The following is a 12966-nucleotide window of genomic DNA, read 5'->3' on the forward strand; positions in this document are numbered from 1 at the left end:
TCACCATGAGTCCGGTGACCGACGAGCGGACCGCTGCCATGCGGATCGTCGACCTGCTGCAGCCCATGGAGGCTCTGGACGCCACCGACCTGTACGTGAAGGCCGGAACGCCGCCCATGTACCGCATCGACGGCCGGGTCACGTCCAACGGCCTGCCGGTCCTGAGCCGCGACGACACCGAGCGCCTCGCCCTCGAGATGCTCGATGCGACGCAGCAGGCCCAGTTCCGCGCCGAGAACGCCGTCGACCTGGCCTACAGCCTGCCGGGCGTCGGCCGGTTTCGGGTGAACGTCTACCGACAGCGCGGCTCGGTCGCGTTCGTGGCGCGCCGCGTGCGCCTCACGATTCCGTCGTTCGAGGAGCTCCGGCTGCCCGATGTCCTGAAGGACCTCAGCTTGCGCACCCGCGGCCTCGTGCTGGTGACCGGACACGCCGGCACCGGCAAGTCGACCACGCTGGCCGCGATGGTCGACTACCGGAACGCCCACAAGGACGGGCACATCGTCACCGTCGAGGATCCCATCGAGTTCCTCCACCCCGACAAGAAGAGCATCGTCAGCCAGCGCGAGGTCGGCACCGACACCCCCAGCTTCCCCCAGGCCCTGCGCGCGGCGCTGCGGCAGACCCCCGACGTCTTGCTGATCGGGGAGATGCGCGACCAGGAGTCGGCCGAGGCGGCTCTGTACTTCGCTGAGACCGGCCACCTCGTGCTCAGCACCCTGCACTCGGTGAACGCCCCGCAGGCCATCGAGCGCATGCTGGCGTTCTTCCCGACCGACCACAGCCAGGAAGTGCTGCACCGCCTCTCGCTCACCCTCGAGGCCATCATCTCCCAGCGCCTGGTCCCGCGGGCCGACGGCCGCGGGCGGGTCGTGGCCATCGAGGTCATGCTGGCCACACCCCGGATCCGCGACCTCGTCAAGAAGGGCGAGATCGGCTCGATCAAGCAGGCCATCCAGATGGGCACCCAGGAGGGCATGCAGACCTTCGACCAGGCCCTCTACCGCCTGCACAAAGACGGGCTGATCAGCTACGAGGACGCCCTGCGGGCGGCGGACTCGCCCAACGACCTCAAGTTGAAGATCAAGGGGCTGGCCTGACCAGGGGGCGGCGGAGAACGGCTCCACTGCCAGCGGCCGCACGCTGAGGTTCACCGGGCCAGCCTCCCAGCCGGCAGATGCCCGGCGCCCGGCTGATATACCCCCAGAGGCCAGCAGTTGCCTGGCGCCCGCGTGGCATGCCCCCACAGGCTCACCGAGCGCCAACGCGGCGCCGGCTGTGGTAGAATCAGGCGGTGTCCGCGGAGGCGACCAGGTGTCCGACGCGCGTGTGGACAGGCTGGAAGAAGCGTTGCGGCTGTTGGCCGCGGCCCAGGCGCAGACCCAGGAGGAGTTGCGCGCGCTGGCCAGCGCCCAGCGGCGGACCGAAGAGCACCTCACCGCCCTCACCGAGCGGGTAAACCGCCTTGCGTTCCACGCCGACCAGCTGGCCGCAAGGGTCGACCAGCTTGCGGAGCAAGTTCAGCACCTGACCGCCAGGCTCCACCAGCTCACCGCGGGGATCGACCAGCTGGCCGCAAGGGTCGACCAGCTCGCCGAGCAGGTCCAGCACCTCACCGCCCGCCTCGACCAACTGATCGCCCGCGTCGACCAGCTCGCCGTTCGCTTCGACGAACTCACCGCCCGCGTCGATCAACTCACCGCCCGGGTCGACCAGCTGACCGAGCAGGTGCGCCGCCTCACCGTCGTCGTCGGCACCCTGCGCGGCGAGAGCCTCGAACGCCGCTACCGCGAGCGGGCACCCGCGTACTTCGACGACCTGCTCCGCGGCCTCCACACCCTCACCTGGGAGGAGCTGGCCGCCCTGCTGGACGAGGCGCAGACCCGTGGCCTCATCAGCCGCGACCAGCGCCGCTACCTGCTCGACGCCGACCTGGTGGCGCGCGGACGCCGGTGGGACGACGACAGTGCCGCCTACCTCGTCGCCGAGGTCTCTGCGGTCATCGACTCCGAGGACGTCCGCCGGGCGGTGGACCGCGCGGGGCTGCTGGCCCGTGCGACCAACACCCCCACGCTGGCGGCCGTTGCCGGGGAGACTATCACCGCGAGCGCCGAGGAGGCCGCCAGGGCGCTACGCGTCTGGCAGGTCCTTGACGGCCGCGCGACGCCGCCAGAGTCGCCGCCCGCGTAGCTAACTCACGCGGGGGTCGCTACCCTGCCCTGGCCGCGACCTGCGCCTCGCCCCGTAGCACCGCCGGCACCGTCTTCGCCAGGATGATCACGTCCAACCACAGCGACCAGTTGTTCACGTACCACCGGTCGAGGTGCACGCGCTGCCGGTAGTCCAGCGCGTTCTTGCCGCTCACCTGCCACAGGCCCGTCAGCCCCGGGGGCACGTCGAGCATGCCGTCGCCGGGCAGCAGCGGGAGTTCCCGCGGCAGGTAGGGACGCGGGCCCACCAGGCTCATCTCGCCGCGCAGCACGTTGAGCACCTGGGGCAGCTCGTCCAGTCCCCAGCGGCGCAGCCACCGGCCCACCGGCGTCACGCGCGGGTCGTGCCCGCGCAGCTTCCAGTAGCGCTCCCACTCCTCGGCCGCCCCTGGATTGTCGCGCAGGAAGGCGGCCAGGCGCGCGTCGGCGTCGACGTACATCGTCCGCAGCTTGTAGCAGGGGAACAGGCGCCGTCCCCGGCCGACCCGCGGCTCCACGTGGAAGGCCGGCCCCGGCGAGGTCAGCCGCACCGCGACGGCTGCCGCCGCGAGCACCGGGAGCGCCACGGCCGCCAGCGCCGCACCCGCCAGTAGGTCGAAGGCGCGCTTGGTGACCACGTTCCACGGCCGCAGCAGGTTGTTGGGCACGCGCAGCAAGAGGGCGCGGTCCTCGAACAGGCCCACGACCTCCACGCCCAGCACCGGCATCTCGCTCACATCGGGGGCCACCAGCACGTTCTCGGCCACTGGGCGCAACCGCTCCACGAGGGCCAGGAACTCCGCGCGGCCCAGGTGGGCGGCACCGACGATCACGTCGCGGGCACCCAGCGCCCGCGCCCGCTCGGGCGCCAGGGCCGGGTCGTCGACCACGCCTGCCACGTCGTAGCCCAGCGTCGGTGCCCGTGCCAGCGCCTCGGCCAGCCGCGCGGCCTGCGGGCCGTCGCCGACCACCAGCACCCGCTGCCGCCAGGGACCCAGGCGCACCAGCGCGGCCTTGACGACCCGCCGCGCGGCCGGCAGCGCCACCAGCAGCACCGCCCAGGCCATCACCACCACCGGCCGCGAGACGTCGTCGCCCACCTTCGCCAGCGCCAGCAGGGCGAAGGTCGCCACCGCCGCCACCGTGACCCCGGAGACGCAGCGGCGCGCCTCTTCCCAGAACGGGTCGCGGCGCGTGTACAGTCCGGCGTACCACAGCGCGCCCAGGTAGACGGCTGGCAGCCACCACAGGCTCAGGTAGTGCGCCAGCGGGTAGGTCGGACGGGCGAACGCCGGCGACAGCCACGGCAGGACGGCTCCGCGCACCCCGACCGCCACCGCCAGCGCGGCCACCAGGGTCAGCAGGTCGCCCGCGACGAGCGCCGCCCGCGCCAGCACGCCCGCGGTCACCGTCGGCAGACGGGGCACCGCGCCCGCTGGCAGAGGGCGCACCGCGTCAGCCGGCAGCCGGTGCTGCCCTACCCCTTCGACGTCCGCACGCGCAGGCGCCACCATTCTCTAAGAACTATGCCCAGGAAGGCCACGTCGTCGACCAGGTAGCGCCGCCACAGGCGCCGGGGCTCGTGAATCAGACGCCAGAACCACTCCAGGCCCGCGCGCTGCATCCAGACCGGGGCGCGGGGTTTGACCCCGGCGGCGTAGTCGATGGCCGCCCCGCAGCAGACGGCGACGGTACAGGCCAGGCGGTCCCAGTGGCGGTAGACCCAGAGTTCTTGCTTGGGGGAACCGAGGCCGACGAACAACACGTCTGGTCTGGCCTGCGCCACCGCTGCGACAGCCGTCTCCGCCGCGTCGCCTTCGGGTGTAAACTCCGGTGGCGGGCTATGCGTACCGACAATACGCAAGCCCGGAAATCGGATTCCAAGATTGACCGCTGCACGTTCTACTGTATGCCTACCGCCGCCGAGCAGGAAGACTGAATGCCCTCGCTCAGCAGCCAGAGCACACAGCGCGGGTAGCAGATCAGAGCCGGCGAGGCGTTCCGGCAGCGAACGTCCCATCAGTCGAGAGGCCCAAACGAGAGGCATCCCGTCAGCGAGACTCAGCAACGCGCTCTCATAAACGGCCCGGAGGTGGGACGTCCGCCGCGCCCGAACCACGTGATCGATGTTCGGCGTTACAACATACCCGCGACTGCCATGTTGCAGGGCGGTGGCAACGACAGCCACGGCGGCTGACATAGTAAGCCGGTCGAAAGGAACCTCCGCAAGGCGGACGCGGCTAGACGTCACCACACAGCGCCCTTTCATTGAAGCTCTGATACACATTGAACCACAAGCCGATCGGTGACCGCAGCAGCAAAGCTACCGGTGGTTTTCCTGTCCCATGGCATGTCGGCCGGTCCGGCTTCCAAAGCGAAGCGCCAGTCGTTTCATGAAGGCAGGTTTCGCTGCAAACACGTATGTGAAGCCTCTTGCCTCCGCTACGGCGTGAATCTCCCGCGGCGGCCCCGCGGCAAGCCATCCGCCAACCTCTATGGTCGAAAGCCGAAATCCCGAAGCAACAAGGTCTTCTAGAAGCACGGTGCCACCAGCAAGCCACCGCGGCACATCCTCCATGACCAGACATTGGGCTTGAGACAGAGTAGCGCGGCCCCCTCTCCAGATATCGTGCTCGCTTCCTTCCGCATCGATCTTCGCAAAGTCGATCCGGCCAAGACTGAGGTCATCCAAACGCGCCACCCTCACGGTTTCTTGTACAAGCACGGCCTCGCCCGCGCTCGGAACCAGCTCGCCTGCCGTCATCTCGTCGAGGGAACCGCTGCCTCCGTAAGTCCCCAAGCCGCTCTCGACGCGAGCTAACTGCCTCATACCACTATCCGCACCAAGCGCCACGCGGTACGCTCGCGCGATGCCACCATAGCCATTGCACTGAATGTTGTATTCAAGAAACGAGTGTAGGTGCGTCTGTGGTTCGAAAGCATACACCTTTCCTTCTGCGCCGACCAGGCGACACAACAGCAGTGTGAAGTACCCGAAGTTCGCTCCAATGTCGACGACTCGCATTCCACGGCGAACGCATCGCAGCACAACCTTCGTAACGTCGGGCTCCCACAGCCCGTCGGCTACAAGCACCGGCGCAGTCGCCCGGTCGCGACCGTCAAGGAGCATCAACTCCCCCGAACGCCAATCTGGTGAGTACCGCCCCTTCGCCCAAGTATGCGCTCGAAAACATCATGCGCCTGCTCACGGCTCGTGCCCACGAGCCGACGCGTTGTCGAAGGTTGCTTGGCCCGTGTCTGATGATCCAGAATTTCATCCGGCCACCACCCGGGTCGTAAAGAACTCGGATACGCAGGAACGGTACACGTCAAGGACCTCCCGGGCGGCCGTCTCCCAGCTAAACCTCGTAGCACGTTGAAATCCACGTTGCACGAGCTCTGCCGCCAGCTTGGAATTCGCTACAATGCGCTCAATGCCCCATGCAATAGACTCGACATCCAGAGGGTCGACAAGTAACGCGGCGTCCCCGGCAACCTCGGGCAGGGAGGACCGGTTACTAGTGACCACCGGCGTTCCGCACGCCATCGCTTCAAGAACAGGCAGACCGAACCCCTCGTGCAGCGAGGGAAACACCAAGGCCTTAGCGCCTGTAAGCAGAGCCGGAAGGTGCTCGTCGGGAACAAAGCCCAGATACCGAATTCGGTTCTCCAGCCGGTTATCGCGTATCGCCTGCACGAACGACCGGTACAACCAACCCAAGCGCCCAGCAACCGCCAAAAGGGGGAACGAGGGATCACGTCTCGCCAGCATCGCGTAGGCATCGAGCAACCGACTGAGGTTCTTCCGCGGCTGCACAGTTGCCAGACACAGCACGTAATCGCGCGGCAGACGGTACTGCTTGCGCAGCTCGTCCACGATGCCGGGCTCGGCCGGACGAAACTCTGTCCCCACGCCAGGATACACCACACTGAGTTTCTCTCGAAGGGTTTTGTCCCACTCGGCGATTTCGCTCGCCGCCGACCTGGAAACCGTGACAAGGCGCTCCGCTTTGTGCAGCAACGGACGCGCCAAAGCCCGAAAAAAGATCGCATGCCGTCTAGTAAATGTGTCCGGGTAGAGAATGGGTGAGATATCGTGGACGGTTGCGACTATCCGAACCTTGCCGAGCGGAGCCAAGGGCACGTCGAGAAAGTCCATGCAATGCAACACGTTGAGCTCCAATCCCCTAGATCTCCGCGCCACACACAGGGTCGATCGCACAACTCGCGCTGGGATGCCCGCCCTCGGGAGTTTCCAGTAGGCGGTTCCCAGGCTAACGACCGGCGAGTGTTCTGCCAGCATTCGCGTGATCCACTCTGCCGGCCCCCTGCCGGGAAACAGAACGTACCTGACTCCCGGCTGCTCGCTGTTGAGGGCAACGAGCGACTTTGTCAACTCGACGGCGTATCGCCCGATGCCGCCACTGGCCAACGTCGCGTGCCAGAGATCCAACCCGACGCGCATCACTGCACCCGGCCGCTGGACCACACTGACTTGAAGACCCAGGGCACTACCGCCTGCGAGGGTTTCCAAACAACTGCCAAGTACGCTAGCGCCGCAAGTACCCTGGCCACACCCGCCCCCGCAATCCCAAACCGCGGTACGAAAACGATGCAGCCGAGTGCAATTGCGGATAGAGCCGCGCCCATAGCCCACAGCATGTTTCCAATCTTCTCTCCGAGTTCCAAGCCCTTGTGGGCGTACATCGCAAAGTGCCACAGCACGAAGGCCACCAAAAGCCACGGGACGACGCTCAGGCCGGTCAGGTAATCGTGGGGAATAACCGCACGAATGATTTTCTCGGCAAACCCCAATCCCAAAATCAAGTATGCTGCAGCCCACGCGCCAAAGACTGTCATGATGCGGCCAAGCGCGACTCCCGCTTCAGTCCTGCCGCAAGTTGCGAAAATGCGCACCAGGTACGGGAAGGACAACATCAGAAAAGGACCGAAGGCAAGCGTGCTTGTCCTCTCGATCAGCGCGAAAATCGCCCCGTACGAACCAACCGCGTCGTCCCCCGCGAGCAGTCGCAGAATGCCTCGCTCAATCGCTCCCATGAGACCCAGTCCCGTAAACCACCCCGCGAGCGGCAGTCCAACCCTGACTGCCCGGCGCGCCGTCGCAGGATCTGTTGGCTTACCCGCCGTCATGACGACGTGTTCGGGTCCTAGCAGGGATCTGTTTGCCACCCAGATGAGAGCAGCGAGTACCGTAGTTTCCGCCCACAGTCGGCCAAACATCCCAAATCGCAACAACCATACCATGAAGACACTCAGCACCATCCCCAACGCGGCTTGAACGAGCTCGTACACTGCATACCGACCCGCTTCACCTCTTGCCTGGTACATCGTTCTCAGCGTTTGGTAAGTGGGGCGAACCAGCACCACGCATGCGGCAGGCAACAGGTACGGCATGAATGCGGACGGTAACCATCCGACACGCACGACGAGAAAGCCAGTAATGACGAGAATCGCGGCGGCAAACGCGCTGCTCCGCATCACCAACCGCCGAAGGGTTGACACAGCAACGAGGAAATCGGTGGGACGTTCGATTTCAGGCACCACGCGCAACACCGCGTATTCGCCCCAGCCGGCCAACGCGGTGATAATCGTTCCGATAACGGCGGTCACAAACACAAACCGGCCGTAATCGTCAACGCCTACAAGCCTCGTGAAGACCGCGACGGCTATCAGTGAGATGGCCATCGGCGCCGCTGAGGCCAAAGAATAACTTGCCACCTGAGCACCATACTTCTGCAGAGGGACGAGGAGCCTAATTCTATCCCATGGATGATAACCCATCACGTGACGGCCTAGTTCTCGCAAGCCCGCGGCCCCGAAGGCCACAGTCTGCAGAGTCGATAGCCTTGTGGGACTGCCTGCTGGGTACCCATCCACGCCAGGCGATCGCGACCTTCTACATGGTAATGAATTCGCCGCTGAACCCCGACGAGGTTGTCGGAGGGGAAGAGCACCTCCGCGGCCAGGTCCGGCGCACCCCACAGCAAGCGGGACGCTAGCCGTCCGTCACGCAACCGGTCGGTCGCAACGAACGTGGGACCTAGCACGACGCGCTTGGGGACAATCCCGGGTGCCCCACTCAGGGCTCACTCTCCTAAGTCACCAACCGCTCCTAAGTCACCGACCGCATCCCACACACCAGCCTGTCGTCCGCCACGCGGAACCGCCACGAGCCCCGGCAGTCCACCTCGCGACTCGCTGGGCATCGTAGGCATTCCCTGACCAGAAGAATGTCCCGCTCGCTGCAGCGGGCTGGCGCAGGCACCCGGAATCTCACCCGAAAACCCAACCCAACGGAATCCGCAGTCCGGGAAGCACGTCTTCCCCTTCCAGCGTGTCGCCTTCCCGCAGCAACCGGGCGGACCCGTCCGCGCGATAGACTGTTGCAGTAGCAGCCTGCGGGGTGACCACCCACACCAGGCGGGCACCGCCCTCTAGCCAGTCGCGCACTCGCTGCTGCACATCGATGGGGCTGTCGGAGGGGGAGAGCACCTCGACGGCGAGGTCCGGCGCACCCTGCACGAAGCCGGCTGGTAGCCGTCCGTCAGGCAACCTCTCGGCGGCAATGAAGGCGATGTCCGGAGCGCGGACCCGTTCGGGATCATAGGGCAAGGCGAGGATGAAGCCCACCTCGCCGACAACGACCTCGCCGCTGCCGCGCTCCTCCATGTACTCCGCGAGGCGGCGATGCAGGCGGCCGACGACCTTGCCGTGCACCCCGCCGACCGGAGGCATTTCGACCACCTCACCGTCAACGAGTTCCAGGCGACCATCGGTCTCACCGCGTCGCCACAGGTCTTCGGCCGTGCTCCGGGGCTTGATGCTCATCTCCCTGCTCCGCGTCGCCAGGCTATCACCTGCAATGGCAACCCACAAGGTTCAGGGTCGCCAGTTTCCGCCCCCCAATCCCGGGTGGCCGGCCCCGGCCCGCGTGGTCGGCCCACGACCCGGCGAGGGGCAGGCTCCCAATTCCGGGCAACCCGCCTCACGGCCGCCCCTCGTATGTCACCAACCGAATCCCATGCACCAGCCGGTCGTCCGCCACGTGGAACCGCCACGACGCCCCGGCAGTCCACCTCGCGACTTGCTCGGCATCATAGGCACTCCCCGACCAGGGGACGTAGGTCCACCGCTCCACCTGCCGCTCGCTCAACCGCGTCGCCAGGACCCGCAGGTCCTCGGCATTGCGCACCAGCATCAGCTGCTTCTCGAAGTACACCGGCCCCGCCCCCAGCACCAGCCACTCGAGTCCAGTCACCACCACCTCCGCTGGCGCGGTCCGCAGGGCCTCGTTGACGCGGGCGTTGCGCGCCAGCGAGGCGTCGACGTGCTCGACCCCGGCCGCCTGCACCAGCACGCTGGCCCCGAGCACCAGCCCGGCTGCCAGGCGCAGGGACGGCCAGAGGGCCGGCGCAGCCTGCCGCGCGCGGTCCACCGCCGCCACAGCCAGCCAGACCAGGGCGGGTACCACCGGCAACAGGTAGCGCGGCCCCCACTGCAACCCCCCGTGGGTCCCGGTGACGATCACGGCACCGGTGAACAGCACGACCACCGTCCATAGATACCATTCCCACGTCTGCCTCCGGCCACCCACCAGCCCGAGCACCACCACGGGCGCGGTAACCAGCAGGCCCGAGAGCGCGGTGCGGCCCGAGGCCACGAGGATCGCCGTGATGGCCACGACCGCCCCGCCGACAAGCACCGGCAGGTGCACCCGCTGACGCACGCCCAGGACCAGGAGTACCGTCCCGACCAGCAGCACCGCGGCGATCCCCAGCCCCACCGCGACGGCCCGCGGGTTGAACGCATAGAAGTCGGGCGAGATCAGCTGGTAGTACGCGTTGCCCAGCTTGTTGGCCAGCCAGCCGGCGGCTTGCCCTCCGCCGGCGGCCTCGGCAAAGCCCTGCAGGCGTCCGGTTACGAGGTCCTGCCCTTTCCAGCCAAGCGGGCTGCCAAACAGCCGTGTGTTCACCACGGCGGCCGGGAGGGCGCCGACCATCACTCCTGCGCCCAGCGCGGCCGCTCCCCCAATTCTCTCCTTGCCGCCCCAGGCGAGCCAGGCCGCGAGCAGCGCAGCCACCAGCAGGTACATCTCGTTGCGAAACCACAGCCCGATGCCAAGGAGAACTCCCGCCAGACCCAGGCGCGCGGGGGCGCGCGCGGAGGGCCGCCAGAGCACCGTCGCCGTCAGCGCCAGCGCGCCCGTGGCCAGCGCCGCGACGAGGCTGTGGTCCCAGAAGACCACACTGTAGATGAACAGCGGCGTGCCCAGGCCGACTGCGACCACGCCGGGGGCGCTCAGCGCGGGCGCCACACGGTCGAGGAACCGTGCTGTGACCAGCAGAGCTGCGATGCCCGCCGCCACCGGAACCACCAGCAACCCGGCATAGCCTCCTACGTTGTAGAGCACACCCGCAAGCGCGGGGAAGTACGGAGAGTACGACAGGTAGTGCTGTCCGGCCCGCATGAAGTGAAACCACGGGCCTGCGGGGAAGAACCGCCCCTCGGGATCGAAGGCGGCGGCCGGATAGGGCACCGCCACGTCGTTGAACGCCGCGCGCCGCATGGCCTCCGCTTGCACAAAGCGCACCGCCGCATCGGGTGACCAGAACTCCCGATGGCGCAGCAACACAACCGCCGTCGCGATGCACGCGATGGCGCACACGGCGACAGCGCGCCCTGTCGGGTAGCCATGGCGTGTGGGCTTCTTGGGATGCCACGCGCCTCGCGTCACGGCGAACGGTCCTGGGGCCCTGCAGGATATCCGACGTACACAATCGTACGTGCAATGTCGACCGTGCCGTCATGGGCCACGCGAAACCGCCACGGGTGCGTCGCTGTCCAGCGCTCCACCACTGCGGCATCAAATCGTCGGCCCGCGTGCAGGACGTGGACCCGGCGAACGTGGAACCAGGGGCCGGCAGGGAAGAACCGTCCTTCCGGGTCGATGTCCCTCGCAGGGTACAACACGCTGGCAGTTTGAAATCCTTGTCGGAGCAGGTTCTGGAGTTGCACGAACCGCATCACAGAATCGTCAGACCACCAGCCGGTCGTCTGGTGGAACACGAGTGCCAGGCACGCGAACACGACCGCGGCCCCCGCGATCACACGGCGGAGGGCGTGCGCAACCCGGACAGTGCTTCGCGCCACATCGCTGTGCGCTGTGTCTCCAAGGGCCGCTTTGGTGCACAGTCGGGCAAGCGGCGCTCCGTAGTCGCTCAAGTCGCTCACGGCCGTCCGGCCCTGGGCCGATAGACCTTCGACTCCCACAGGAACACGTACACCCACCGGAAATCCCTGCCCTCGCGTTCGACGAAGTACGGGCGGACGAGTTCCTGGAATCGCAGCCGTGCCTCCACGCCCAACGGAATCGTCGCCACGATCCACATGCGCGGGTGTTGCGCTGCCAACGCGTGCAGTTCCTGCTGTTTGGCGAGCCACTCCGCGCGAGGCGTCGTGCCTTTGGGCAGCAACTCCCGGGGGTTCAACTGCGCTCTGACCTGCGGACCGGAAAAGTAGTAATCGAACGGTAGATAGGCAAATGCCGGAATGTACATGATGAGGTCGTCTGGCCGAGCGCGTTCCGCCACGTATGCGGCCGCCCCGCGCCAGTCGTAGGGCGACGGCCCGTAGTAGATGGTACCGAGGGCAGGCAGGCTGTAGACGACGACCACGAGTCCCGCACCTGCGGCCAACGCGGTCCGCCGCAGCTCGGGCGCACCGCGGCCAATGCCCCATATTCCGCCGGCGAGCAAGATCGCGTACGGTGGGATCACAAAGGAGAAATACCGATCGTAGAAGACGTTCATCTTGATCGAGACGAGCCCTGCAACGGCCACCGGCAGCGCCAGGTAGGAGACGAGGAACGCCCTGGCCCGCGGCGGAACGCTGAAGATCCCCAGCACCAGCAGCAGCAGGAAAGGCAGCACGACGGCGAGTTTCCCCAGGAGGGGCAGGAGGCTCCGCTGGTGATAGCTGCCCATCCCCAACAACTCGCCCCCAAAAGACAGCAGCCCCACGAGGTCGGCGAGTGCGGAGAGGCCAAACGGCGGCCTGACGATCGGCCAGGCGCGCTGGTGGTGCAGCTGCACCCAGAGCACGGGTACGAAGGGCAGGTAGGCGACGGCGACGGCCGCTCCAGCCGCTAGCCACGGCCGCAGGGCATGTCGAGCGTAGGCTGCCACGTACACTGCATGGGCCAGCAGCACGAGGAACGCGAAATGGTGGGTGTAGACGGCCGCGGCGACCGCGCCAGCGTAGCCGACCCAGTATCTGCGCTGGCCGCTATCCAGCGCCAGCCACAACGCGTACGTGGCGCCCAGGGCGAAGACCGCCAGGAACGGATACATCCGGGCGTCGCGCGAGGCCATCAGCTGGAAGGGCGAGATGGCCACCAGCGCGGCGGCGGTGAGCGCGCACCGTTCGTCGACGAGGCGACGCGCGAGCAGATACGTGAGTCCGACGAGCACCACCCCCATGAGCGCTGAGGGCAGGCGAAGGGCCAGTTCCGACGTGCCGAAGAGCTTGATCCACAGTCCCAGCACGGCGTAGTAGAGCGGGGGATGCATGTCCTCCGTGCGCAGGCGGCGCAGTAGTTCGGGCAAGTGCTGCTGGGCCAGAAAGAGACTGTACGCTTCGTCGAACCAAATGCTGGTGCGCCAGAGGTCCCACACGCGCAAGGCTACCGCCCCCAGCAGCACCAGCGAGACCGCGAGCCGGCCAGACACCACCCGGCGCTCTTGCGTGGCACCGCTGG

10 protein-coding genes are annotated in these 12966 nt (G+C 67.1%); 2 read left to right on the plus strand and 8 right to left on the minus strand.

Going from position 1 to position 12966, the window contains the following annotated elements:
- Nucleotides 1-5: 5 nt before the first annotated feature.
- Both QN157_12815 and QN157_12820 read left to right on the plus strand, forming a co-directional pair.
- The gene (locus QN157_12815) at nucleotides 6-1100 is read left to right on the plus strand and encodes a PilT/PilU family type 4a pilus ATPase (protein ID MDR7556473.1); all 1095 of its coding nucleotides are present in this window, start codon (nucleotides 6-8) and stop codon (nucleotides 1098-1100) included.
- Between the two features lie 214 nt (nucleotides 1101-1314).
- On the plus strand, nucleotides 1315-2190 hold the full coding sequence (locus tag QN157_12820) for a hypothetical protein (protein ID MDR7556474.1): 876 nt from the start codon (nucleotides 1315-1317) through the stop codon (nucleotides 2188-2190).
- A gap of 19 nt (nucleotides 2191-2209) precedes the next feature.
- Here QN157_12820 and QN157_12825 read toward each other — a convergent pair whose 3' ends face one another.
- The 8 genes from QN157_12825 to QN157_12860 form a co-directional block, all read right to left on the minus strand.
- Nucleotides 2210-3616: an exopolysaccharide biosynthesis polyprenyl glycosylphosphotransferase gene (locus tag QN157_12825; protein ID MDR7556475.1), complete on the minus strand. Its 1407-nt coding sequence runs from the start codon at nucleotides 3614-3616 to the stop codon at nucleotides 2210-2212.
- A 50-nt stretch (nucleotides 3617-3666) separates the two neighbouring features.
- On the minus strand, nucleotides 3667-4476 hold the full coding sequence (locus tag QN157_12830) for a WecB/TagA/CpsF family glycosyltransferase (protein MDR7556476.1): 810 nt from the start codon (nucleotides 4474-4476) through the stop codon (nucleotides 3667-3669).
- A 36-nt stretch (nucleotides 4477-4512) separates the two neighbouring features.
- Nucleotides 4513-5214, minus strand: coding sequence for an FkbM family methyltransferase (locus tag QN157_12835; GenBank protein ID MDR7556477.1), 702 nt, complete (start codon nucleotides 5212-5214; stop codon nucleotides 4513-4515).
- Nucleotides 5215-5463: 249 nt separating this feature from the next.
- Nucleotides 5464-6654, minus strand: coding sequence for a glycosyltransferase family 1 protein (locus QN157_12840; protein MDR7556478.1), 1191 nt, complete (start codon nucleotides 6652-6654; stop codon nucleotides 5464-5466).
- A complete protein-coding gene (locus QN157_12845) occupies nucleotides 6654-7895 on the minus strand; it encodes a lipopolysaccharide biosynthesis protein (protein MDR7556479.1) in 1242 nt (413 codons plus the stop codon). Before QN157_12845 ends, QN157_12840 begins: the two co-directional genes overlap by 1 nt.
- 588 nt (nucleotides 7896-8483) lie before the next feature.
- Nucleotides 8484-9038, minus strand: a complete 555-nt coding sequence (locus tag QN157_12850) for a Uma2 family endonuclease (GenBank protein ID MDR7556480.1) — start codon at nucleotides 9036-9038, stop codon at nucleotides 8484-8486.
- A gap of 157 nt (nucleotides 9039-9195) precedes the next feature.
- Complete coding sequence (locus QN157_12855) at nucleotides 9196-10944, minus strand: hypothetical protein (protein ID MDR7556481.1); 1749 nt, start codon at nucleotides 10942-10944, stop codon at nucleotides 9196-9198.
- Between the two features lie 493 nt (nucleotides 10945-11437).
- On the minus strand, nucleotides 11438-12937 hold the full coding sequence (locus QN157_12860; GenBank protein ID MDR7556482.1) for a glycosyltransferase family 39 protein: 1500 nt from the start codon (nucleotides 12935-12937) through the stop codon (nucleotides 11438-11440).
- Nucleotides 12938-12966 lie beyond the last annotated feature (29 nt).

It is taken from the genome of Armatimonadota bacterium (assembly GCA_031459855.1).
Lineage (GTDB): Bacteria > Sysuimicrobiota > Sysuimicrobiia > Sysuimicrobiales > Humicultoraceae > Fervidifonticultor > Fervidifonticultor primus.

Bases quoted from the DNA above. Each gene is read 5' to 3' on its own strand.
- QN157_12850 (MDR7556480.1), bottom strand. From the start codon at position 9,038: ATGAGCATCAAGCCCCGGAGCACGGCCGAAGACCTGTGGCGACGCGGT.
- QN157_12835 (MDR7556477.1), bottom strand. From the start codon at position 5,214: ATGCGAGTCGTCGACATTGGAGCGAACTTCGGGTACTTCACACTGCTG.
- QN157_12830 (MDR7556476.1), bottom strand. From the start codon at position 4,476: ATGTGTATCAGAGCTTCAATGAAAGGGCGCTGTGTGGTGACGTCTAGC.
- QN157_12815 (MDR7556473.1), top strand. From the start codon at position 6: ATGAGTCCGGTGACCGACGAGCGGACCGCTGCCATGCGGATCGTCGAC.
- QN157_12840 (MDR7556478.1), bottom strand. From the start codon at position 6,654: ATGCGCGTCGGGTTGGATCTCTGGCACGCGACGTTGGCCAGTGGCGGC.
- QN157_12845 (MDR7556479.1), bottom strand. From the start codon at position 7,895: ATGGCCATCTCACTGATAGCCGTCGCGGTCTTCACGAGGCTTGTAGGC.